Origin of the sequence: Alicyclobacillus sp. SP_1, from assembly GCF_024706985.1 — a bacterium.
GTDB lineage: Bacteria > Bacillota > Bacilli > Alicyclobacillales > Alicyclobacillaceae > Alicyclobacillus_I.
Genome location: NZ_JAMCCX010000028.1, coordinates 85,931 through 109,041 on the forward strand (window position 1 = coordinate 85,931; position 23,111 = coordinate 109,041).

Below are 23,111 nucleotides of genomic sequence, written 5' to 3' on the forward strand. Positions count from 1 at the left end.
GACAAGGTCTTGGCGACCGTTTACGGTCGCTGTGGCCCTTCACCAGGTTGTGTTTTACTTCGGAATCGTTGAGTGAGCTCGATGAGCCACAGACGGTGGTAGGGGACCTGATATAGCACAGGCTCAATTCGGCGGTCAAGAGGCCCAATCTTATACATCCAGATCGTCGTGTTGGCAGGAACTCCGTCGTTGATGCGCACGCCTAAATGTACGGAGTCTCGATATCCGTTTTTGTATGCAATCAGACCCAGCTGTCCGTGCAGTTCTGCAACGAGAGGGAAGTACTTTGGATTGCGGATGACGGGTGCGTTAAACTCTCCTGTCAATCCTTGACTGTCTGTAGTGAGTCGTTGCCCTGTTTCGATGAGAACGACTTCCGCCCCCGCCAGCGGTTTCTGAGTGCGACCATCGATGACTTTGACGCGGAGCGGGATACGTTTTGCCGCTTGTTCTTTTGGCGGGGCGGACGGCGTCTCTTGAGGAGGAATCGAGACGGGAGCAGCTACCGGAATGGCTCCATCTGCAATCGTCGGAGATTTCTTGTCTGGGTGGCTAAACCAGCCAACGCTGTCCGCCCTCGCACTTGGAACGGAGAGCGCCATGCTGGTGATGAGTATAGAAGCCAGTGTCAGTCCTGTGCGGAGGGTCCAGTGAATTTTTGTAGACACGATACCACGCCCCTTTAATAGCCTCTCAACAGTCGATTCAAATAGTAAAACTGCAAAATTTGTTCGTATGTGCGCCCTTTTTCTGCCCAGTATTCGGAACCCCATTGGGCCATTTTTTGAGCATTTCGATACTGCCAATTTGGGTCATTCGGAGTGCCTGCTCGGTAATTCAATTCAATAATGGCACCGTTGTTGTCTACGTATGCCAAATTTTTTACTGCGTTGTAGGCAGCGTCACATTCCGGTTGATTCGACAAGTAGCGAAACGTCTGAAAGTTGACCGTGTTGTCGACATCGTACGTAAAGCCGTCCATCGTGATCGGATGGAGGTGATGATACCAAGCAAACATCTTCACGGCCATCGCGCCAGCCTTGAGTGCGTCAGGCTTCCAGGACGGAATCCATTCGTTTGGCAGAACATCTTTACAATATTCGTCGAAGGGCACCGTCTGGACCCAGACAATTCTTCCGCGGGGGTCCGGTTCTCCGGACGGATTGTTTTCGCGAATGGCAACGCGGACGATTGTTGGTGGGGCTGTATTGTCTAGGGTTGCTGCTGCCTGAACCGTTTTTGTCTGTGTTAGAGAGACAAAGGCCATCGCCATGACCGCGGCCACCCCAGGGACCCAGTGATATCGCTTCATCTTCTCAACCATCCTTTGTTGTGGACGTTTTTCATACATTGCCCCAAATGAAGAGGGATATGCCTGTCATCGCACTGCATCTGCGTGTGACAGTAAACGGTCGACCATGTAAAATAAACCCGAGCAAATAGGGAGCGAGGTGGAGTCGATGCAGAAGTTGTCATTGACTGGGCAGTCCAAACATTCGACGGATGAACAACTCCGAGGGTTGTCGGTCTTGTTCGTCGATGGGGATGACGTGTTCATCGATAATGGAGCCATTCACGGTAAAAGTCGATTGGAAACAGGGATTAAATTTGTAAAAGACAAGTCGGACGTTCCTAATGGTCGGACTATCCTCGGATTGTGGCTGACGCTTCATCGTTTTCCGGAGGGTCAAGGACTGTACGGAGCGATGCCGTTTGAATTGGTGATTGATGACAAAGCCGGTCTTGGATACAAAAATCTAGCCGTACAGGTGAACGGAATGGATAAAGCGGTTCGCGGTCAGGTCGAGGTCTCGGCACTTTCACCAGAACAGAAGCAAAAGATTCTCGACTACTTGCGCGGGGTGCGCTCAGATTTGTGGGATAACGCTGCGCCCGATTTTCGAACGGCTTTTGCACCGGATGCAGCCATCAAGGAGGGAGATAGCTAGATTGAACCAAGACGCCACTCCGCTGTTCGATATGCTGTTGCGGCATGCCGACCGTGAACCAATACAATTCCACATCCCAGCGCACAAACGCGGTCGCGGGATGGACACGAGATTTCGCACGTTTATTGGTGACAATGCTCTCAGTTTGGACCTTGTCAACATCGCGCCGCTTGATGATCTGCATCACCCAACAGGAGCCATTAAGCATGCGGAGGAATTGGCTGCGCACGCGTTTGGAGCAGATGTGACCCTGTTTTCCGTTCAAGGCACAAGTACAGCCATCATGACGATGGTTCTCGCGACCGTCGGTCCAGACGACGTCATTCTTGTCCCGCGAAATGTTCACAAGTCGGTGATGACTGCGATTATCCTCGCGGGGGCTAGGCCAGTTTTCTTAAATCCTGAGCTTGATTCCGCCTTTGGCATCGCGCATGGGCTTTCTCTGGAAACCGTCTCGTCCGCTCTTTCTCAACATCCTGAGGCCAAGGCACTCGTGGTCATCAATCCGACATACTTTGGGGTCTCGGCCGATCTCGCTGGAATCGTCGAACTGGCTCATAACCATGGGGTGGCCGTGTTGGTGGACGAAGCACATGGGGTTCACACTGCATTTCATGAGGCACTGCCGCTGTCCGCAATGCAGGCGGGCGCAGACATGGCGGCCACGAGCGTTCACAAATTGGGTGGGAGCATGACCGGATCGAGCATCTTAAACATTCAAGGAGGTATCGTTGACGCGCGCCATGCGCAGGTCGTCCTAAGCATGTTGACCACCACGTCAACCTCCTACTTATTGCTTGCATCTCTTGATGTTGCGAGACGCGAACTGGCGCTATCAGGACATGAACATCTGGAAAAAGCTATCACTTTGGCTAATCGGGCCAGGCAAGAAATAAACTGCATCCCCGGGCTGAGTTGTTTGGGACCAGAGCATTTGCACAGCACTGCGACGTTCGCGTTCGATCCGACGAAGTTGACGGTATCTGTAAAATCCTTGGGGCTGACGGGATACGACGTAGAGCGGATGCTGCGCGAAGAACACAATATTGAAGTTGAGTTGAGCGACCTGTACAATATTCTGTGTATTGTTTCATGGGGCGACGAGTGGTGGCAACTCGAGAAGCTCGTACACGCCCTGTCGGAAGTGGCGAAGTCGTGCGTGGTTGTCTCGCATCATACGGACGAAAAAAATGTGCAATTGCCGCCGAAGACAGAGTTGCTCATGGCACCTCGGGACGCATTCTACGCACGCACCGAAGTGGTTCCCATTGCGGAGTCGGTGGGACGCATCATCGCTGAGATGATTATGGTTTATCCACCCGGCATTCCAATTTTAATGCCGGGCGAGAAAATTACGGCGGAGAGTATTGACTACATTGAGACCAATCTCCGAGCGGGGTTGCCTGTGCAAGGACCAGATGACGCGGAAATTCGATTTCTAAAAGTTGTTCGGGAGGGATATTGTGGCTGAATTGACTGTAGGTGTAGAAGCTCCTTCTTTCACGTTACCGACTCAAAACGGAGACCATGTGACGCTGTCCATGCATCGTGGACAAGTTGTCGTTCTTTTCTTCTATCCCAAAGACGACACACCTGGTTGAACTAAGGAAGCCTGTGCGTTCCGAGATCTCAGCGCGGAATTTGCCCAGGCACATGCCGTCGTGTACGGCATTTCTAGAGACACGGTCCAGTCGCACCAGAAGTTTGCATCGAAGTATCACTTGAACATGCCTCTCTTGTCCGATCCCGATGGTACCGTCTGCGACACGTACGGTGTACTTAAAGAGAAAAACATGTACGGGAAAGTGTCTGTTGGCATTGAACGCACAACGTATGTGATTGATCAGTCCGGCAAAATTGCAGAGATTTTTCACAAGGTAAAAGTGGACGGACATGCGGAAGCGGTCTTGGATGTTGTCAAGAGAATAGCGGGTGTGTAGACTGAATGTGAGGTGATGCGATATGTTGACACTCACAGACAATGCAGCCGATAAAGTGCGCGCGCTGCTTCAAGAACGGGATGGATATGGGGAAGATTCTCTGCGACTTTTTGTGAAGCCGGGCGGTTGTACCGGATTTTCTTACGGAATGTCTTTGGACAGTAAGAAAGACGGGGACAGCGTCTATGAATTGAAAGGTGTCTCCATTGTGGTGGACGAGGAGAGTATGGAGCTGTTAGATGGCTCCGAAATCGATTTTGTCGACGACTTGACGGGGCAGGGCTTCAAAATCAATAATCCGAATGCGACGTCCATGTGTGGGTGCGGGTCGAGTTTTCGGACAGCGACCAAAGCAGGGCAACCGGGGTCCTGTGACTAGAGAGTCCTAACCCGGAAGGCATGCGGAGAAGAACTGGAGAATGGAATCCTCTTGGAGCATCCTCTTGGAGTCTACAGCGAGTGCGGAAAACATAGTACGAGTATCTTCTACACAAGAAGTTCGCGGTCTCCGCGGGCTTCTTTTCTGTGAGGAAAATTCATGTCCGTGCCTAGCCTATGGTTGGTCGGTGCGAAACTGTGTGAAGAAGGGATGCTGAAGAGATGGCCGTGTTCGAACGTATTTTGAAAGACCCGGTGCATGACGAGGTGGTTGTAGAAGACCCGTGGGTTTGGCGACTTATCAACACGGCCGCGATGCAACGGTTGCGCAGAATTCGGCAACTGGGGACCTCTTATTTGACGTTTCACGGAGCTGAGCACAGTCGCTTTAGCCACTCACTTGGGGTTTATGAGACCATGCGCAGGGTTCTATATCACTTGGACCATCATTTCGGTTGGCCGCGTGAGCTGCGAGACAGGCGATTGGCACTGTCAGTCGCTTTGCTGCACGACGTTGGACACGGTCCTTTTTCTCACACCTTCGAAAAGGTGTATGAGTTTCACCACGAAGACTGGACTCGTCGCATTATCCTAGAAGACGATGAACTGCAGTCTGTCTTAGGAGAACAGGACTCTACTTTTGCTCAGGATTTGGTTTCAATTTTAGATAAGACTAACCAGTTCCCTATTATTCAACAACTGATATCGAGCCAACTGGACGTGGACCGGATGGACTATCTGTTGCGCGACGGTCTGCATACGGGCGTATCCTATGGCAGCTTTGAGTTAGCCCGCCTCATCCGCTCCCTCGTGCTCGATGGGGACGAAGTGAGTGTACGTCACAGTGCGCTCCATACCGTCGAACAATATATTCTGGCGAGATACTTCATGTATACGCAAGTATATCTGCATCCAGTCACGATTGGCAGTGACGTTTTGGTTGCGCAAATTCTCCGACGAGCCCAGGAATTGGTACGGCAGAACACATTACCGGCATCCCTCATTCCAGAGGCTTTATCTGTCGTTCTCGGGTCGTTCGTGGAGCGTTTGACGGTCAAGGACTATTTGTCCCTAGATGAGGCCACCCTGTTTTATGCATTTCATCAATGGTCGAAAGGACCGGACGCCCTGTTGGCTGACTTAGCTCAGCGATTCTTGCACCGACATCTGCTCTATCCTATCGTGTGTTCTCCGCCAAGCTCGGAAACTATGGCGGCGGTACGGACCTGTGTTCGTGCCGGTGGGTATGACCCGGATTATTATTTGTCGGGTCGGACGTCTGGAATCGCTGCCTATGTCTATTTGGGAGAAGGGATACAGATGATGCTGCCGACTGGTAGGCGAGAAGAGTTGAGCAGGATGTCTCGATTGGTTCGCGAGATGTCGACCACTGAAGAGTACTGTCTGTTTTTACCACGAGAAATTTTCGCACCGGGAAGTGAAATGGGAGAGCGGATTCAGCGATTACTCAAGGTCTCCGTCGTGCCCCAATAGTCCGTCGTCCAAACCAAAACCAAAAAACCAAAAGGACTAACACAACCGCACCAATAACGCTCATCGGTTTTAGGTGATTTGCGATGACGGTCCAGTGCGCTGCCAATTCTTCTCCAGCAATCGCGAGTGCGATATTCCATGGGAGTGAGCCGAGGAAGGAATACAGCAAAAACTTGCTCAGTTTCATGTTGGCTATCCCGGCTGGAAGGGATACAAAAGTGCGCACGGCGGGGACCAACCGCCCCACGAATACGGTAATTTCGCCGTAGCGCTGAAACCAATTTTCTGCTCGCTCGAGGTGATGGCGGTTGAGCAGCACAAAACGCCCATACTTCAAAACAAAGGCCCTGCCTCCGTAATGTCCGATAAGATAGGCGATGTATCCACCAACCACGTTGGCGACGGTGGCGACGAGGATGACCGAGAGAAGGTTCAACTGTCCTTGATGAGACAGATATCCTGCATAGGGTACGATGGCTTCCGATGGAATGGGGATGCACGTGCTTTCAAGGACCATGAGTATGAAGAGGGCGAGGTATCCTTCGTGCTGTACGAACGATTGCAGGTGCAGCGTCAATCTGTAACCTCCTAAGGGGCTGTCGGTAAGACGGCATGGGTGAACGGCATGGGTGAAACGAATATAGAGTCGTCAGGATTCGTCTTCGCATTCAATTTCAGATAGTACTCGAATCATAGGTGTTTGCCAATCTTTTTTTGCAAAAGTATGTCTAACAGTTGACAGGCATTCCGGTCACCCGCAGAATGAGGTCGAACAAATTGCAGAGACAGCGAATAGACGTTGTATATCGGTTATAGGTAGGACAAAGTCGAGGGTGGTCAATGGAGCTCTGGCGAACATCGTTACAAATTGTCTTGATGGCACTCGAAATTTTAACAGGCTTTCTCGGCGTGTATCAGATTGTCATGTCCCTCGCGGGTTTTTGGCATAGGCGTGAGTCGGTACGTCACTCTCCAAGGAAGCGTTTTCTATTTTTGATACCCGCCCACAATGAGGAGCGAGTCATCGGTCTACTTATTGACAGTCTGCACACGCAGAATTATCCAAAGGACTTGTTTGACATTCATGTCATTGCCGACAACTGCACGGATCATACCGTTCAAGTTGCCGAGAAACACGGAGCGCGTGTGCATCGTCGCACGAACACTGAGCTTTGTGGCAAAGGTTTTGCTATCGAGTGGGCGATTAGGGAAATTTTTCAGTCGTTTGACCGCCATGATGCCATCGTCCTCTTGGACGCGGATAATCTCGTGGCGCCTGACTTCTTAGAGAGGATCAACAGCAAACTGTGCGAGGGACATCGCGTAATTCAAGGTTATCTTGATGTCAAAAATCCATTCGACAGTTGGGTCTCTGTCTCCATGGCAGTGTCCTATTGGTTTAGCAATCGCATGTGGCAAAATGCTCGTCAAAACCTCGGCTTGTCATGTTCCTTAGGTGGTACTGGGTTGTGCATTGATACTTCAGTCTTGATGGAGATTGGCTGGGAAGCGACGGGTCTGACGGAAGACTTAGAATTCGGAGTTCGTTGCGTCCGCCGTGGAATTTTACCAGTCTGGGCCCACGACGCTAAGGTTTATGATGAGAAGCCAGTCGACTTGCGGTCCTCGATGCGTCAACGGCTGCGGTGGATGCAGGGTCACTTTGATTGTGCAAAAAAACACATGTTACCTTTACTCATCTCTGGTATTCGGGAACGCAATTTTGCGAAAGTGGATGCCGCCATCTATCTGTTTCAGCCGACCCGCTTCATTGTCTTATTCCTGACGTCGTTGATGATGGTATTTCAGGTTTCCGCTCTGCAAGATACTCCATGGTCGAAGAGCCTGTCTTTTCTGCCGACAAATTTCTGGGTGTTCATTAACCTTTTTCTATATCTCCAGGTACCTTTGGCCCTTCTGTTGGAACGGGTCAATTGGAGAGCCTACTTTGGGGTGGTGTTGTTACCTTGGTTCCTATGGACCTGGGGTCCAATCACGCTGCAGGCCTATTTCACCAAGAACAATCGAGTGTGGAGACACACCGTGCACAAACGAGCCATTCGACTGGATGACCTTCGGGGCAGGTGAGCACGGGTGCAGGTGACAACCTTCATTGCAGAAGGACATCTCTTGTCAGAAGTGGCAGTTTGGGCAAACTTTGCGACTGAGAGCTCTTCACAATTTACTCTCAGTCGCTCTTCACGACTCTTCATGGCCCAGTCCATTTGAAAGCGTCTCGAAGGTCTTTATGGCTCTCCATTGCCGACTCCATGTGCACGTGTCTCGAAGGTCTTTGCTGCTTTGCAGAGTGGCGCTCACACCATGTGGAGCAAAGCTTCCCGGATTGGAGTACCTGGTTGAATGCCAGCGTCCTCGGCCGCTTGAGTGCAACTTTCCACATTGGCTTCGAGTAGTTCTTCGATGGTCTTTACGCCGACCGCTCGTGCGGCCAAAATTTCTCGACTTTTAAGTCGCGTACGCAACAATTCGACATCTAGCGCGCCACACATGACGTATCCTTTTGAGGTTGTGATGGCCAAGAGGTTGGTCTTTGGCAAAGCAACTTCGACTGCGATAAAAGCGTGATCGTCCACTGAAATGGGATAGACGGAAATCAATTTATGAGCCTCCTCTCACTATCCTACAGACTATGCGTGAGCCTTTGTCCGCATTGAACATCGGCAATTCACCTGGGCGCCTTTGGGGAGTGATAAATTGCGGTCAAGCGCATTTTGAATGTGGTACCATAGAAGCGACAGTGCGGATCATGCACTTGTGTAAAAACAATCATGGTAGGGCTTGGCTGGCCGTGAGGCTGGTTGGCCCATCGCTACGAGATGGAGGAATGGAAGTGGCATTGAGTCGCGTGGAACGCATTCGTGAGTTGACGGAAGCCAATGGAGTGCCAGGTTCTGAGTCAGCCGTCAGACGGCTTATGGAGTCTTACTTAGAACCACTGTCTAGTCGTCTCATACGTGATAGGATGGGTAGTGTCGTGGGAGAAAAAATCGGTCAAGAAAACGGGCCGAAAGTTCTCGTTGCAGGCCATCTTGATGAAATTGGAATGATGGTGACGTACATAACTGATGAAGGATTTCTCAAGTTTCAAACACTCGGTGGTTGGTGGTCTCAGGTTATGTTGTCGCAACGCGTGACCATCGAGACACGAAAGGGCAGCTTGTTGGGAGTCGTGGGTTCGAAGCCTCCGCACATTTTGTCAGCGGACGAGCGCAAGAAAGCCGTGGAGATGAAGGAACTGTTTATCGACATCGGTGTCAAGGACAAAGAGGAAGCCATTGAGTATGGCGTTCGACCTGGGGATGCTATCATCCCATGGAGTCCGTTTACTCCACTGGCGAATGGCAAATTCTTTTGTGGGAAAGCGTTGGACAATCGCCTGGGCTGTGCCACTGCCGTAGAAGTCATGGCTTCGTTGCAGAGTGTGCATCATCCGAACGTGCTCTATGCGGGAGCGTCTGTGCAAGAAGAGGTCGGATTGCGCGGGGCTCAAACGTTGGTTCAAACCATCCGACCGGATGTCGCTATTGCACTGGATGTGGGCATTGCCGGAGATACTCCCGGCTTGACGAAGACGGATGCGTTGTCCCGCTGCGGCGAGGGCCCAATTCTGTTGATCTATGATGCATCGATGGTGCCGAATCCCTTGTTCCGTGATTTTGTGTTAGACACGGCAGAAGCGACAGGCGTGAAATGTCAAGTAGAGTATGTCTCTGGTGGAGGTACCGATGGTGGGCGCTTCCAATTGTATGGGGAGGGTGTTCCGACTGTTGCCATTGGATTGCCGACTCGGTACATTCACAGCCATACGTCCATTTATCACCAAGACGATTTTGACGAAGGAGTCGCTTTGGTGACAGAACTAGTCAAGCATCTGGATAACAATACGGTGGAAACAATTTCTCGGCACTGACGGTGACGTGCCGCGTATGCGAACAATGGCTTACGCGGCAACCGTGTAGCTGAAGAAATAAGGTGGGGGACGTTTTGAGACATCACGATCTAATCCAATTCATGATTGGTCTGTGGGAGAATGCTCCATTGATGGCGGCTTTGTGTGCCATCGTTGTGACGCAACTCGTGAAAGTCCCCATTCATTTTTTCCAGACGCGCAAATGGGACTTGCACAAAGTCATCGATGCAGGTGGAATGCCAAGTTCTCATGCTGCTGGAGTGATGGCCCTGACCACCGCGTTAGCGTATGTGGTCGGGGCAAAGTCGCCGGTATTCGCTACGGCGGTCGTTTTTACCGCCATCGTCATGTATGATGCGGGGGGCATCCGCCGCCATGCGGGTGAACATGCGGTATTGTTGAACCGGATTGCGATGGAGCTTTCCTTAGGAAGCGGTAATCCCGAAAAGTCTTCCGGTTCCAATGGCGATGTGGAGGAAGAAGGAGAGCGCCTCAAGGAAATTCTTGGCCATGAACCGTCAGAGGTTTTGGTTGGTGCAGTCTTAGGTTTGCTCATCGGAGGAGTCTTCGGAAAGTGGTGGATGTAGGACTATCATCGCCTCTTCTCTTTCGATTTTTTGAAAGACAATGTGCAGTGCTTCTTGAATGGACTGCACATTCGGAGAACCATATATGACTAATTTTCCGCTTTGAGGCATAGCTACGGCATAACCACTTCCGTCAGTATTGGCAAAAACCTCGATATCGTAGACTTGGTTTGGAGTGGTGTACTCGAAGCTGCGTTTTTCGTAAAATTGATTTCCTGCAGGAATGATGGGCTGCAAATCGCCAATGGACTTATCCAGAAATGCCATCGTTTCACGTCCTTTGCGAAGCCTGAACTCTGATTTCGAGGAGATGACTGCATGTGGTGTCCGGCAACGGAACTTCACGTCCGACCGAATTCACCAGTAGCGTGCCGCCCCTCTGCCATACTGGTCTGCGCCTGGCTCGGCGACGGATGGTTGTGGGTACGCCACCCATCTCGTGGCTGGGAGTTGCCGGGAGGTAAACTTGAGCCAGGAGAAACGGTGGAGATGGCGGTGCATCGTGAAGTCTTTGAAGAGACTGGAGCCCGCGTGTCTCACCTCGCTTGGGTCGGTGAGTACCGCTATCTCAGAGGCGATGCAGACTGGGCGTGGAAATGGATATATGAAGCCGTCGTAGACGATGTCGGCGCACGCCCTCCATCGAGCGAGATGATTGCGGTCGCTCGATTCCTTCCCATCCCCACGCCAACGGAGGTACAGGGACGGGAAGATGTGTCTTTTGTTGTCAAAGACTCCGTCTATGCGACTCTTTACAACGTGCTCTATGCCACTCGCCATCGAGCAGAATCTAGGTCAGAGCTACAACTTTAAGCAAACTCCTTCAATGCGGCTGCAAAAACGTCCGACGGCAATTGTAAATCAACATGAGACAAGCTGTCACTTGCATAATTGTGTATCGAGTCCTCGTAAGGTGCGCGGTTGGTGTCTTGGTATATCAACCCTGTCACCAGACCGTCGTGTTCTCGAATTTGGTTCATCGCGGCTGCATAGTCATTGGGCTGGTACCCCTCTAGTTTGTCGAGGTTGACCACGTTGTCTTTATACCACTCGTAAGTGTTGATTTTGTTGTAGGTTACACATGGACTAAAGACGTTAATGAGAGAAAATCCGCGATGCTGTATGGCCGCTTGAATCAAACTGACCAATTGGTTGACATCACTGGAAAATCCTTGAGCCAGAAAGGAAATTCCAGCTGCGAGAGCGAGTTGTGTTGGTTTGAGCGCCTGCTCAATATTTCCATGCGGAGTGGTTTTGACCTGCATTCCAGTTGCTGACGTAGGCGAATGCTGGCCTTTGGTGAGTCCGTAAATTTGGTTATCCATCACGATGTACGTGATGTCCATGTTGCGCCTTACGGCGTGAATGAAGTGGTTTAGTCCAATGCCGAAACCATCGCCGTCGCCGCCAGCTGCAATGACCGTGAGATGGCGATTTGCCAGTTTCAATCCTTGGGCCGTAGGTAACGACCGCCCGTGCACCGCGTGGAAGCCGTAGGTATTGACATAACCAGAAATTCTCCCAGAACAGCCAATTCCCGAAACAATTGCCACTTCGTGCGGCTCCTTGTTGAGCGCTGCCAAAGCGCGCTGTATGGCTGCTTGGACGGAGAAATCCCCGCAACCTGGGCACCAATTCGGTCGAATTTCGTTGCGGAAGTCCTTCAATGTTGCCATGCGTGCATCCTCCCCTTGATGTCGTTTGCAATTTCGAGAGGCAGTATGGGACTGCCATCATATTTCAGATAAGACCGGATGGTTCCCGCGGTCTTTACACCAAAGAAGCCCAACAGATGCCGAATTTGTCCCGTGGCATTATTCTCGACAACGAGAATTTCTTCCGCATTCTGAAACGCTTCGTTGAGCGCTCGGACGGGGAAGGGGAGTAATTTGTGCAAATGCACGTGGCTCGCAGCAATTCCCTCCTCTTGCAAGATGTCGAGCGCTTCCTCAATCGCTCCGTAGTTCGATCCGATGCCTAAAATGACCACCTTCGCATCCGCACTGCCGTGGCGGCTGATGCTTTCGTCCAGTTCCACTCCGTCCAGTTTTCTCATTCGCTTTTCCATCATGGCCTGACGATTTGCGGTGCCCTCATTCGGACGGCCGTTTTCGCTGTGCTCTACGCCAGTCACGTGGTGCAGTCCACCCGGTGTGCCCGGAAAAACTCGCGGGGATACACCGCTGTCGGTCACTTTGTAGCGGTCGAACTGGGTCGTGATGGGGACCTCTTTTAGGTCTGAGCTTGCGGTGACAGCACCGCGATCGATCCGGATGCTGTCTAACGACAATGGCTCTGTCGACTGTTTGCTGAGAGACAGCTGTAAATCGGTCATGACGATGACTGGGCACTGGTAAGTCTCTGCCAAGTTAAAGGCATCCGCCATTGCCGTGAAGCATTCTTCTGGAGTTGCGGGAGTCAGCACGATTTTTGGTATTTCCCCATGCGTGCCAAACAACGCCGCCAAAAAATCGGACTGTTCCTGTTTGGTTGGCAACCCTGTCGACGGACCTCCACGCTGTGTGTCGATGATGACGGTCGGCGTTTCTGTCATGCCGGACAGTCCGATTGCTTCCATCATCAGAGAGAGACCAGGGCCTGACGTACAGGTAAAGGCCCTTGCTCCACCATAACTGGCGCCAATGGTCATGGTCATGGCAGCGATTTCATCTTCCGTCTGAACAACCACGCCGCCGACGGTCGGCATTTTCTTAATGAGATATTCCATGACGTCTGATGCAGGAGTTATCGGATAGGCCGCCATAACCCTCGCTCCTGCGGCTAGTGCACCTAATCCGAGTGCATCGTTGCCCATCATAAACAGCCGTCGCGTGCCGTCTGCTTTTGCGAGACTGAGCTTTACGGCTGCTCCGCCTGCCTGTTCCATGGCCGCAGCCCCTCGCGCTAACGCCTCCATATTTTGAGATACGACTTTGTCGCCTTTTCGGCGAAACCGCTCTTCGATGACTTCCTCGAAGACTTGAAGCGGCAGTCCCAACAGATAACAAGATGCGCCAAGGGATACCATGTTTTTCATAATGGCCGATCCGCTTTCTTCGGCCAACTGTGTCAACGGAATGGAGAACAGTTGCACGTGATTTGGCGCTGTGGGCTTAAACTTCTCGTCAGCAATCAAGATACCGCCATCACACAATTCTTTCGCGTTTAAATCGATGGTTTCTTGGTCGAACGCCAACAGAATGTTGGTCCGACTGGCAATTGCCCGATATGGTTTCAAACTCACTCGGACTTTATCATTCGAGTGTCCGCCTTTAATGCGCGATGAGAAGTGTCTAAACGAATAGACGAAATAACCCTGACGATTGAGGGCGATTGCAAATGTTTCTCCGGTACTTTCTACGCCTTCGCCCTGTTGCCCCCCGACTTTCCACGATAGTTCACTCAGCACGTTTCGCTCACGTCCTTTTGCATACATTCAATAGATTTTGACTATTGCACAGGAGTATTCTACACCCTCCTTGAAATTTGGTGGAGTGTTCTGGATTTATTATACTTGAGAACGAGGCTAGGTGAAATGGGTGGAGGTGCAAGATGTTCATAACCCCAGCAGTACGGGACAAAATAGAAGGTCACTTGCGAAGCCTGCAAGACATGTCCGACTGGTTAGACCGTTTGTGTCGAACGGACGAGGCATGGGAGCAGGAAATGACCTATCGGTTGGCCGCTGAGAGAGCGATTTGGAGGGCGTTGGAGTCCACGACCGATATCTGCTCTGAAATCATCGATGCACTCGTCATGAGAGATGCTGGCGGATATGCGGATATGTTAAAGGTACTTCATGAAGAGAACGTGATCGACACAGATTGTTATCATCGGCTGTCTCGACTAGTTCCGCTGCGCTCGCGGCTTCTGCGCCAGCAGGACCGGGTGACTTCCACCGAAATCCGTGAAGCGGTAGAGGAACACAGGTTGGATTTCGAGTCCTTCATGCGCCAGATTCGCGTTTTTCTGGGGCGGGTCTCGTAGAACAGAATGCGTCCACCTCGCACTCGGTTGTGAAGGCATGTGGGATGTGTAAGTCATCTCCGTGGCGGTCGTAGGTACCTCTTTGGGGAGGATGACTGTACTTGGTTCAGCAAATGGATACCAGCGCACATGTCGATGTCGCCTAATGCCAAATTGAATGGCTGTTTGACGAGAAGAAACCAGGACGTCGATATGTCGGCCGCGGATGGCACCGCCAGTGTCTTCCGCGACTCGCCAGCCGAGGCCATCAATGTATAGTAGAGTTCCATAAGGAATGACCCGTGGATCGACGGCAACGGTCCGCCCGACGGTAGCTTTGACTCCCGATGACGTGATGCCGAAGCCAGGCATACCAGGGGATTTTCCTGTACAACTTTCATCGAGGGCATAAGCCGTCAACGTGAAGTCGGCCTGCCCGGCTGGCTTCCATGACTTCCTCTTGTTCTCTCCCATCTGTACCGAGTGAAGGTTCTGAGATGTTGAAATGGCGCTTTTCTTCGCCTCTACTGTGCGCTCTATGGAAGAGGCAGAGGACATGCGACGGATTCCCGATTCCGTCTGAGAGAGCCGAACTGCCTTGCTTTGCGCTGTGCCCCCCGCGGACTCTCCATGGTCGCCGCCACTAGGGCCGATGGCAGAATGCGGAGCGCAAAAATACTCACCACCGATACTACACAGAACTACAAAGTAAGCAATAATTCGATGAGTAATGTCCATGGGCATAGAATGATGAACGACCAAGCCAATTATGCACAATAAAAATGGCAAATATTGAATTCACATACTGACACGCCCTGTTTGAGTTGTGGACTCGGCCATCGCTCCTTCTCGCTGTCCGGCATCAATCCATTAACTTGAAGCAAGAAGGGCATAAAACTGGACATGGCGGGCATGTCAACTCACTAAAAATCTTATCGGCAGGTCTGCGTCAAAGTCGTCAGTAGATCATCCTCGCATGAGTTTAATAGCTCGTGATGCATCCCAGCTGTTTTGCCGCCGAGTTCGTGCCATGGTGTGATAACGATGCAGACGAAAGAGGCCAATTGCCAAGTCTCTCAGCGTCGCCATTGTACGAGGTCCTCCCGTGGCCCGAATTTGTGGCTGGTTTTCGTTAAAAGTCACGTCTTGGACCCAGTGTGGGCGATTTTCAATTTCCCAATGCCCACGGTGGAACTGCAACAGTTTCTCACCGCCTACCTGCTCTTCGGTTGAAACTCTGCCATCTCGCTATGCTTCGCGTCTACCACGTGTTGCGCGCAGACCACACCTTCCCTGTGAACTCATGCAGAGAACCAGTACAGTGGCTGTCGATTCACCGATTGCTCGAAATCCATCCCATCCGTACCCGACAAAATTGCGCAGGCTTCAACCGCAAATACGGACACCCACGTTTGCCGCACTCCGCGTCGTTTTCTGACGCCAATCAACTGCTCGGAACGCTTCAGCAATCCCCCGGTTGTTCAACGACTGTCTGATGGATATTCATTATCCCGACGTGACCATCCAGTGCAGGAGCCAAAAAGGGAGCCGCGAGGAGGTGCCTCGCCTTCCGGTGAAGCGAATATGCCCATACCGTCGTATGCTGTCCGTGACAGTAGTACTTTGCGCATCGCTTCTGAAATCCAATGTTTTCCTTGATTGTACCGAGTTTGCCGCGTTATCGCGGGCGGTTGATATTTTTTTCGCAATATGATATTCTAGCTGTCGTTGTCCTCTTGAGAGCCATTAGCTCAGCTGGCAGAGCACCTGACTTTTAATCAGGGTGTCCCGCGTTCGAGTCGCGGATGGCTCACCAAAGAAAACCGCGCTGTTGCGCGGTTTTTTGCTGTGTAGAGGGGCGGGGACGGGGCAGGGATTGTGGTTTGGTGCAACTTTGGTGCAACTGGGGGTGGGGGATACGGGAAGTTGTAGTCGTGAGTTTGCTGGTTTGGTTGGGAGTTGCTTGCTTCGATGTGAGTGCCAGTGTTTATTAAATATTGGCATACGGTCGGTGGTCGCGAGGAGGCAAGGACAGCGGCCCGGGACTGAGTAGGCTGCTGCGGGAAGATTCGTAGTCAGCGTGATGCCTTGGGTGCTCCGTGCGAGGGAAACAAGTGGTATAATTTGTCGCAAAGCATCTTCGTTCGAACGAGAATTTAGCCGTTGATAAGTGAAGTTGGCCCCCGGTCCTCACGGATAAGTGCATAATCCGGATGCATGGTCGGATGTTTATGCGGTTTCTGTCAGCATGACATCTGACGTTAACGGGCCGTAATACGCAAGATGAGCTACCTTTTGTGTATACAAATATCCCGAAAATGGAATGTAACTAGAGACGGATTTACATCGTCTATTAGTGTGTAAAGGAGGCTAATTAACAATGCAACTATATAAGCAATTTGCAACAGCAGGACTAGCATTAACAATCATTGTAGGGATAGTAGGATGTGCCCCCACTACGACAAGTTTAGGGAAACAAGCAAACAAGACCATATCAAATAATACTGGGAGTAACGCCACCACTCAACTCGCATGGGGGATTCCAGCGAATATCGCTTGGAACGGGTATTATTATCAAACCCAAGGCAGTACAAAGACTATAGGCTCTAAATTGGGAGTGGCAACATACCCTGGACCTATAAAGGTTTTTCGTATTCCTGGTAAAAACCCTGAAAAAACAGTTGTTGTTGACGCAGGTCCACCTAAGAACAAATATATTGTCGCAGTTCGAGTGCCAGTAGGTACAAAATCATCGCCAATCCCAGACAACTGGATGACACTAAACACGCTCAATCCTGACGCACCGATTCAATCGGGAAGCAAAATCGCTTTATCTGGCACGGTCTTTTTTAGGGAATTGTACGGTACAACAATTGAGATAGGACTTAAACGCCAAGGTCCAAAATATCCGACACTTGTCACAAAAAAACTCGTAGTATCTAACAACGGCACAGTGAGTGGAACATTAAATGTTCCGAACGGACTTTCAGGACAACCAAATAAAACACAGTATCTCTTAGACTTTAGAGATACTTCGCAACAATACCAAACCACTCCGTATTCTTTTCCAATGTTGTTCAAGTGAAATTTATGTTGATGGAGCGATGTGTAAAAGGCTCACCGTCCCATCTTGTTGCACATACGGGTGCGAATACGCAGTAAGATGAATTTTGGAACCGTGAATAATCATCCGCAAACACGGAGGGTTTTCTCGATTCAACGTGCAGGGGATATTTCGCTGCTCGCGCAGAATGGCATCGACTCCAGCTTGTCGGTGGCACTCCACTGCATGTGGCGCATGACATGGCTGTACCTGTGCAGCTACATGGTGACGGCGGAATGATCCAGGGGTGCTCGCTCCCGGTGTCGTATTCGAGATGAAAGACCATTTCACTGCCTTTTTAAATTGATAGGTGCCAATCCCGTCGGGGCGCAGAAGCGTTGTCTTTTGTCCCTTCGCAGTGGTCACCGGATATCGTTCGCCACTATCGCGCATGCACCCAGTCCTTGTCTTTGAGGGAGTGAAACGCCTTGTAAATGGTCTTGGGTTCGCAGTGCAGTAGGATGGCGAGTTGAGCTACGGTGAGCAAGCTGTAACGATAGAGCGCGAGGACGATCTCGCTTTCAATGCGGCGCGGCACAAACATGCGGGCTCCTCCTGTCTCTGGGGCGGCGAATGGAGGCTGGAGTGTCGACTGTGAATGGTGAATGACATGGGTCAACAGTAGACGGGAAGGGAGACCTCTGTGGCCATCGGGATCGGACGATTTTGATGTATAATGATGGACAAAAAGCATGCATTGGATGCGAGGGTACGGATCGTGAAATGGGATGACCCTATTAGGAGAAGTTCGAGCGATTCGAGAGCGGCTGTTACGGGATTCTGGCGGATTTGAGGCATACATCAAAAAACTTAGAGTACAAAAACTTGAACACCAACAAAGACTTTTGTCCAGTTAAGAATTAGAAGTGGATGAAATAGCCAAAGTGGTGAAGGATGAATGCCCGTACAAGCAAATGTGGGTGAATTCATCGATTGCCACTAAAGATGATTTGTATCAACTTGTGGATTCCATTGCGACCAATGAACGTGCTATCAAGAAGGCGTATGAATTATTGTCCATTGTGAGGGAACAAGAGTCAGACAGCATTCGGCCGGTTCCGTTACGTAGTCCAGGCATTTCCGTCGATAATTTCTTTAAATTATTAAAAAATAATAGACTTTCTCCTGAAAATGCGGAAGAGATGTCACGTCAAGTTGAGGAATTCGATCCGATGGACAATCTTGTTTCCGGTAGCGAAGATAACCTATGGGAGTCATAATTGATACGAATGTCCTGATAAGTGGGAGCGTCAAAGGGCTACATTGACACTCGAAAATTTACGTGGTCATTTTCCAATTCATGTGAGTGCCGTTACGGTTGGTGATCTGAATTTTTGCCATCGTAGCCTTTTAATCAGGGTGTCCCGCGTTCGCGTCACGGATGGCTCACCAAAGAAAACCGCGCGGTTGCGTGGTCTTTTGCTGCCCTGTGGGGCGCGGATGATGTTTTGGTGTGAACGGGAGTGAGGAGTGTAATTATGGAACTCATGGATGAACTCGCAGAGGCGTATTTGGACAATAGCTTTGAGCATCGTTACTACCTGGACCTTGAGACCGGGCAGGTTATCATCGATTGGGACGAATCATACACGGGAGAACCAGGGATTGATTGGGAAGACGAAGCCAATGAAGAGCGTTATGCGGATGTTCCCAAAATTACGTCCGATGAGGCTTATTATGTGCGCGTCCAATTTGCAAAACAGACGGAATCCGATCGCGCATTAAAGCTGTTCGAGGCGCTTGAGGGCTATAAACCATTTAGACGATTCAAAGACGTGCTGTATGAACTGGACCTCTGGGATGAATGGAATCGATTCGAACGTCAGTATGCAAATGAACAAATTAGGTTATGGATGGAGCGGTTTGAATGGTCGTATGACCAGATGTCTAGCCTCTACAGGACCAGCGTACTCCATCATCCCGAGTGACCCACTGGACTTAAATGAATGGATGAGTTTCATCTCCGTTAACTCAAGGAGGCAGTGACCCAAATGGGTCATGATATGAAAGATGGAGCGATGTGGCCATCGGGATCGACCCGGTCCTTTTGGACAGAGGACGAGAGTATCTGCTAAACGATACATTGGTGACGAACTGAGTGCGAAAATAGCACAAGCACAGGTAATAAATATGCGCTACTTAATATTGTGAATAATAGAATGTTATTCCTGCTTATGTCGTATACTTATCGCAGGGAGGAATCTGGGTGAGAATTCATGCTGTTTTAGTCGTATCGATGACCGCGCTCACGTTCTTGTTAGTTGGTTGCTCTCCTTTGGCCACCCATGGAGACAAAGCATCTGCTAGTGCCGGTAAACAGTATAATAGTACGGAAGTTTCTAATAAATCTACATCTCATGGTCTGGCCGTTCCACAAGTGTCAACCACATTGAGGAATCCGACTTTGCACGTTTATACTGCCAGCATGACTGCAAATGGAGGCCCTCTGTCCAACTTGCTTCAAGGGGGGAAGGTTCATTCATACCGATTTTCCGGATCGTCCGGTACCGTTGCTTCCGTCATGGCCAGCGTCGATAGGGATGGCACGCTGGTTGCGGTGAATTTCCTAGGGGATGAATATGTTACTGCACCGGGCTATCGCTCGACCCTCTATTTTGTGCCAGCTAAGTCCAATGCGGTTCAGACCATCGCCAAGCTTAACCATGATGGACCCAGCCTTGGCGTAGTGACCGCGGCGGTTCTATCATCCCAGTGGATAGCTTGGACTGACTTTGTTCCCAACGGAGTCATGCAGAATGTAGGCATTTTCAATAGAGCAACAGGTGAGTCTTGGTATGTAGTTTCGTCCAAGGGTGAGCGACAGTTTCTAAGCAAAGGATTGGGATCCAGTCTGTTTCTTCGGGGGAACACCTTGTACATGTTGGCTTCCGGCACATCAATGAACCATGGGAGTATACAATGCTATAACATAATCACGAAAAAATGGAGCACCTTCTATGCTCCCCCAGCGAACGGCAGTCTGCAAATGTTGAGTTTTGAACTGACAGAACAAGGCGCCGTTGTAGAGTTGACCGGGGGAAACTTTGATACCGATGTGGTCCTTCAACTGAACCAGCAGGGAAAGCAGATCGGAAAGGTGTATCGTTTGCCAAGGGGTGGCTTATTTCTTACAGGCGTTAACGGAAATCAGGTTCTCTTCAACGGTGACAGGGACAGCTACACATGGGTACCGGGGAGTTCCGAAATTCGGGACATCACCCATACATCCGGGATGTTTTCTGGCGCTGGAGAGCAGTACCTAACGGGTTGGGACGATGGGCAGCAGGGAACTGGGCAACTGGTGAATCTGCAGACCAAGAAACACTATACTTTTGAAGCCATTTCCCGCGGGATGCACGAAGAAAGCGGGTCGAAAACAGACACGGCCCTGCAGGCATGACGTGTCGTCCGGCCAGGAACGATAGCCCGGTGAATCGAACAGAAGTCTCTACTCTTTGACAGACAACGCCACCCACTGGTCGGTTGCGAAGGTTTGAATTCCCCCATTTTGAACTATAATTTCAAAGTGTGTTTTGACTTCCTCCGGCGCCTCAAGTAGCATGGCCGTCGTAGCAAACCGATGCGCATTCGAGGGCGCCATTCTTTCTAGCCAGGATGAAAAGGGATGAATCTTTTTCGCGAGTCGATCCGCCGCTAACTTCAGCTCATTCGCTGCGAAGAGGCTTTTCCACCGCTCGATGGAGAGACACTGGACATGGCTCGGGTCTCGAACAGTTTCCACAAGATTCATAAAATCTGCTAAGATCTCATCGTCAGGAACGACATTGTCGACGAGCAGAAACCGTCCGTTTGGGCGAAGAACTCGCGCCACTTCCGCAACAAATCTGTCCGGACGGAGAAAGTGATGCGCTGCAATTCGGCAGGTCACAATGTCGAACGATTCGTCCAACAGCGGAAGGGCTTCCGCATTGGCTACAAGATAGTGTGCATTTTGCACTCCTGCGTCTTGCAGGTGATGTCTCGCCGCTTCTAACATGTCAGGTGTGCCATCCGATACTATCAAACTCTTCACATGTCGTGCGATCGCCTTTGCCATATGTCCACCTCCGGTGGCAACATCGAGCGCACTGTCTTCAGAAGTTGGGCGCAACCACTTGACGGCAAGCTGCAAATCTTCCCCATGTGAGTGCTCCTCGCTCGAGACATATTTTTCGGCATTGTCTCCAAATTGGCGTTGCACGATGGGGCGCATACCGGGGGGCGAGATGTGAGGGAGAAGCCTTTTTTCCGATCCGTCGGTTTCATGCTCAGGTTGCTTACTTGTCATGTCCGAATTCATCCAATCTCCTCCTATCCTTTCTTTCATTGTAGAGAGAAATTGTAGAATCAGCTATCGGATATTTTGATGCGCTCATTCAATTCTATGGGGCTTCTCCTTTATTCTTGTATCTTGTTCATTGAGGCTTTAACAATTCACAAATCAGATGGGATGTACCAGCAAGATATGAGATGGTTGAGGTGAAGAACGTCGGTGAAACTTTATCGTAACCGAAACTTCGTTGTGCTCTTCTCAGATCGACTATTTACAAATTTTGCAGAAGGGATTTTTTATATAGCGGCAATGTGGTCTGCGGTTTCTCTCGGGAAATCGGCTATATATGTTGGGATTGCAGGCTTTCTCTTTACTTTGCCAGAAGTGCTGAGTGTTTTTTGGGGTCCAGTGATTGATAGTACCAACCCGAAAAGAATCTTAATCACGTCAAACCTACTGCAACTGTGTGTATTTGGAGGATTATCGGTTCTTTTTTGGGTAAAATTAGTTAACCTTTGGATAGTGCTTTCTGCAATCTTTGTTTCATCTCTGATATCCGAGTTTACATATCCATTAGAAGATGTACTTCTACCGAAAATTGTATCAGAAAATCAACTTGTTACGGCTAATTCATGGATGGCAATTAGCCACAAAGGTGCGGAACTCTTATCAAAGGGGCTAACAGGGATTTTAATTTCCGCATTTTCGCTATCCGTTATGTACCAACTGGATTTCGTCGCTTTTATGATCCCGCTGTTCTACCTATATCTCATCAAAGTCGAGTCGCTCCGGGTCTCGGCACCTGGGAAATTTGATTGGAACGGTTATAAGCAAGAGTTCATGGAGGGCGTCCGATTTCTAAGGCTTCCACTGATGATGTGGCTGGTGGTGCCCCTTATCTTCTTGAACTTTCTTCTCTCGATTGTGCTTGTAAACCTTCCGTTCCTAGCGCTTCAAGTGGGACACGGTGCATCATCCTACGGACTAATGCTGGCAGCGTTAGCAGTCGGATATTTGATTGGTGCTGCGGTGGTCAACAGATTGAGCAATAAATTCACGGTCAGCAAAATCATGGCTCTCTGTTTTGTACTGTCAGGATTATCATGGGCGTCCGTTATTTTTGCCAGGCATAACGAATGGTTCGTCTATGCCTGCTTACTCTTATCCGACCTGTTCATTGGCGCTCTAAATGTAGTTTTTACAGTTCTGTTTCAGACACTTCCAAGTGAAGAAATGATGGGTCGGGTAAGCACGGCTATTGGCAGTTTCGTTACTGTAGCCATGCCCTTGGGTGCTCTCGTTGGGGGGGTTGTTGGTGTATCGGTGTCAGCTACAACGATAACCACTTTCTTTGGACTAGGATTAGTAACGACAGGTATACTGTATCTATTTAGTAAGCAGATCAAGAAGTTGCCTCCAGTAGACCATGTGAATAGCGATTTTCTGTACCAATCTCAACCGTAGAGTAGCTTGACGCGTGCAAAGATGGG

25 protein-coding genes, 1 tRNA gene and 1 pseudogene are annotated in these 23,111 nt (G+C 50.3%); 16 read left to right on the forward strand and 11 right to left on the reverse strand.

The window, feature by feature from the left end; translation table 11 throughout:
• Positions 1-20: 20 nt before the first annotated feature.
• The gene (locus tag M4I36_RS08630; RefSeq protein WP_258111334.1) at positions 21-668 is read right to left on the reverse strand and encodes a peptidase associated/transthyretin-like domain-containing protein; all 648 of its coding nucleotides are present in this window, start codon (positions 666-668) and stop codon (positions 21-23) included.
• A gap of 14 nt (positions 669-682) precedes the next feature.
• On the reverse strand, positions 683-1,312 hold the full coding sequence (locus M4I36_RS08635; protein WP_258111335.1) for a SpoIID/LytB domain-containing protein: 630 nt from the start codon (positions 1,310-1,312) through the stop codon (positions 683-685).
• Positions 1,313-1,460: 148 nt separating this feature from the next.
• Between M4I36_RS08635 and M4I36_RS08640 the strand changes: the two genes are divergently transcribed.
• The 5 genes from M4I36_RS08640 to M4I36_RS08660 all read left to right on the forward strand — a co-directional run bounded on the left by M4I36_RS08640 (position 1,461) and on the right by M4I36_RS08660 (position 5,761).
• Positions 1,461-1,949 (forward strand): YwhD family protein, encoded by a 489-nt coding sequence (locus M4I36_RS08640; RefSeq protein WP_258111336.1) that lies wholly within the window; start codon positions 1,461-1,463, stop codon positions 1,947-1,949.
• Between the two features lies 1 nt (position 1,950).
• Positions 1,951-3,420, forward strand: coding sequence for an aminotransferase class I/II-fold pyridoxal phosphate-dependent enzyme (locus tag M4I36_RS08645; protein WP_258111337.1), 1,470 nt, complete (start codon positions 1,951-1,953; stop codon positions 3,418-3,420).
• On the forward strand, positions 3,413-3,889 hold the full coding sequence (gene bcp, locus M4I36_RS08650; RefSeq protein WP_374985828.1) for a thioredoxin-dependent thiol peroxidase: 477 nt from the start codon (positions 3,413-3,415) through the stop codon (positions 3,887-3,889). Before M4I36_RS08645 ends, bcp begins: the two co-directional genes overlap by 8 nt.
• A 22-nt stretch (positions 3,890-3,911) precedes the next feature.
• Positions 3,912-4,268, forward strand: a complete 357-nt coding sequence (locus M4I36_RS08655; protein WP_258111338.1) for a HesB/IscA family protein — start codon at positions 3,912-3,914, stop codon at positions 4,266-4,268.
• A gap of 221 nt (positions 4,269-4,489) precedes the next feature.
• Complete coding sequence (locus M4I36_RS08660) at positions 4,490-5,761, forward strand: HD domain-containing protein (RefSeq protein ID WP_258111339.1); 1,272 nt, start codon at positions 4,490-4,492, stop codon at positions 5,759-5,761.
• On the opposite strand, the gene M4I36_RS08665 is transcribed toward M4I36_RS08660, so the two are convergent.
• Positions 5,736-6,338 (reverse strand): DedA family protein, encoded by a 603-nt coding sequence (locus M4I36_RS08665; RefSeq protein ID WP_258111340.1) that lies wholly within the window; start codon positions 6,336-6,338, stop codon positions 5,736-5,738. The two genes, M4I36_RS08660 and M4I36_RS08665, sit on opposite strands and share 26 nt — an antisense overlap.
• 263 nt (positions 6,339-6,601) lie before the next feature.
• Here M4I36_RS08665 and M4I36_RS08670 point away from each other — a divergent pair, with 263 nt between their 5' ends.
• Positions 6,602-7,849, forward strand: a complete 1,248-nt coding sequence (locus tag M4I36_RS08670) for a glycosyltransferase family 2 protein (protein ID WP_258111341.1) — start codon at positions 6,602-6,604, stop codon at positions 7,847-7,849.
• Between the two features lie 227 nt (positions 7,850-8,076).
• On the opposite strand, the gene M4I36_RS08675 is transcribed toward M4I36_RS08670, so the two are convergent.
• On the reverse strand, positions 8,077-8,379 hold the full coding sequence (locus M4I36_RS08675; protein ID WP_258111342.1) for a YunC family protein: 303 nt from the start codon (positions 8,377-8,379) through the stop codon (positions 8,077-8,079).
• 227 nt (positions 8,380-8,606) lie between these two features.
• Between M4I36_RS08675 and M4I36_RS08680 the strand changes: the two genes are divergently transcribed.
• Positions 8,607-9,692, forward strand: a complete 1,086-nt coding sequence (locus tag M4I36_RS08680) for a M42 family metallopeptidase (RefSeq protein ID WP_258111343.1) — start codon at positions 8,607-8,609, stop codon at positions 9,690-9,692.
• Between the two features lie 104 nt (positions 9,693-9,796).
• The gene (locus tag M4I36_RS08685; protein WP_308661180.1) at positions 9,797-10,279 is read left to right on the forward strand and encodes a divergent PAP2 family protein; all 483 of its coding nucleotides are present in this window, start codon (positions 9,797-9,799) and stop codon (positions 10,277-10,279) included.
• On the opposite strand, the gene M4I36_RS08690 is transcribed toward M4I36_RS08685, so the two are convergent.
• Positions 10,235-10,546: a hypothetical protein gene (locus M4I36_RS08690; protein WP_258111345.1), complete on the reverse strand. Its 312-nt coding sequence runs from the start codon at positions 10,544-10,546 to the stop codon at positions 10,235-10,237. The two genes, M4I36_RS08685 and M4I36_RS08690, sit on opposite strands and share 45 nt — an antisense overlap.
• Before the next feature lie 51 nt (positions 10,547-10,597).
• On the opposite strand from M4I36_RS08690, the gene M4I36_RS08695 reads away from it, so the two are divergent.
• A complete protein-coding gene (locus M4I36_RS08695) occupies positions 10,598-11,092 on the forward strand; it encodes an NUDIX domain-containing protein (protein WP_258111346.1) in 495 nt (164 codons plus the stop codon).
• Here M4I36_RS08695 and M4I36_RS08700 read toward each other — a convergent pair.
• Both M4I36_RS08700 and M4I36_RS08705 read right to left on the reverse strand, forming a co-directional pair.
• Positions 11,089-11,955 carry a 2-oxoacid:ferredoxin oxidoreductase subunit beta gene (locus tag M4I36_RS08700; protein WP_258111347.1) on the reverse strand — a complete coding sequence of 289 codons (867 nt, stop codon included), beginning with the start codon at positions 11,953-11,955 and terminating at the stop codon, positions 11,089-11,091. The genes M4I36_RS08695 and M4I36_RS08700 overlap by 4 nt on opposite strands.
• Entirely contained in the window at positions 11,943-13,688 is a 1,746-nt protein-coding gene (locus M4I36_RS08705) for a 2-oxoacid:acceptor oxidoreductase subunit alpha (RefSeq protein ID WP_258111348.1), read from the reverse strand. Before M4I36_RS08705 ends, M4I36_RS08700 begins: the two co-directional genes overlap by 13 nt.
• A gap of 257 nt (positions 13,689-13,945) precedes the next feature.
• Between M4I36_RS08705 and M4I36_RS08710 the strand changes: the two genes are divergently transcribed.
• Positions 13,946-14,266, forward strand: coding sequence for a DUF86 domain-containing protein (locus tag M4I36_RS08710; RefSeq protein ID WP_258111535.1), 321 nt, complete (start codon positions 13,946-13,948; stop codon positions 14,264-14,266).
• A gap of 147 nt (positions 14,267-14,413) precedes the next feature.
• Here the strand turns inward: M4I36_RS08710 and M4I36_RS16705 are convergent.
• Positions 14,414-14,989, reverse strand: a pseudogene (locus M4I36_RS16705) (3D domain-containing protein); the annotation flags it as partial.
• A 557-nt stretch (positions 14,990-15,546) separates the two neighbouring features.
• On the reverse strand, positions 15,547-15,714 hold the full coding sequence (locus tag M4I36_RS08720) for a hypothetical protein (protein ID WP_258111349.1): 168 nt from the start codon (positions 15,712-15,714) through the stop codon (positions 15,547-15,549).
• Positions 15,715-15,985: 271 nt separating this feature from the next.
• On the opposite strand from M4I36_RS08720, the gene M4I36_RS08725 reads away from it, so the two are divergent.
• Together M4I36_RS08725 and M4I36_RS08730 are read left to right on the forward strand one after the other, a co-directional pair.
• Positions 15,986-16,061, forward strand: a tRNA-Lys gene (locus tag M4I36_RS08725).
• 564 nt (positions 16,062-16,625) lie between these two features.
• Positions 16,626-17,330, forward strand: coding sequence for a hypothetical protein (locus M4I36_RS08730; protein WP_258111350.1), 705 nt, complete (start codon positions 16,626-16,628; stop codon positions 17,328-17,330).
• A 400-nt stretch (positions 17,331-17,730) separates the two neighbouring features.
• On the opposite strand, the gene M4I36_RS08735 is transcribed toward M4I36_RS08730, so the two are convergent.
• Positions 17,731-17,892 (reverse strand): hypothetical protein, encoded by a 162-nt coding sequence (locus M4I36_RS08735; RefSeq protein WP_258111351.1) that lies wholly within the window; start codon positions 17,890-17,892, stop codon positions 17,731-17,733.
• Positions 17,893-18,214: 322 nt separating this feature from the next.
• Between M4I36_RS08735 and M4I36_RS08740 the strand changes: the two genes are divergently transcribed.
• The 3 genes from M4I36_RS08740 (at position 18,215) to M4I36_RS08750 (ending at position 20,748) form a co-directional block, all read left to right on the forward strand.
• Positions 18,215-18,568 (forward strand): hypothetical protein, encoded by a 354-nt coding sequence (locus tag M4I36_RS08740; RefSeq protein ID WP_258111352.1) that lies wholly within the window; start codon positions 18,215-18,217, stop codon positions 18,566-18,568.
• A gap of 258 nt (positions 18,569-18,826) precedes the next feature.
• Entirely contained in the window at positions 18,827-19,276 is a 450-nt protein-coding gene (locus M4I36_RS08745) for a UPF0158 family protein (RefSeq protein ID WP_258111353.1), read from the forward strand.
• Positions 19,277-19,554: 278 nt separating this feature from the next.
• Positions 19,555-20,748: a hypothetical protein gene (locus M4I36_RS08750; protein WP_258111354.1), complete on the forward strand. Its 1,194-nt coding sequence runs from the start codon at positions 19,555-19,557 to the stop codon at positions 20,746-20,748.
• Between the two features lie 48 nt (positions 20,749-20,796).
• Here M4I36_RS08750 and M4I36_RS08755 read toward each other — a convergent pair whose 3' ends face one another.
• Positions 20,797-21,648 carry a class I SAM-dependent methyltransferase gene (locus M4I36_RS08755; RefSeq protein WP_258111355.1) on the reverse strand — a complete coding sequence of 284 codons (852 nt, stop codon included), beginning with the start codon at positions 21,646-21,648 and terminating at the stop codon, positions 20,797-20,799.
• Between the two features lie 192 nt (positions 21,649-21,840).
• Between M4I36_RS08755 and M4I36_RS08760 the strand changes: the two genes are divergently transcribed.
• Positions 21,841-23,085 (forward strand): MFS transporter, encoded by a 1,245-nt coding sequence (locus M4I36_RS08760; protein WP_258111356.1) that lies wholly within the window; start codon positions 21,841-21,843, stop codon positions 23,083-23,085.
• Positions 23,086-23,111 lie beyond the last annotated feature (26 nt).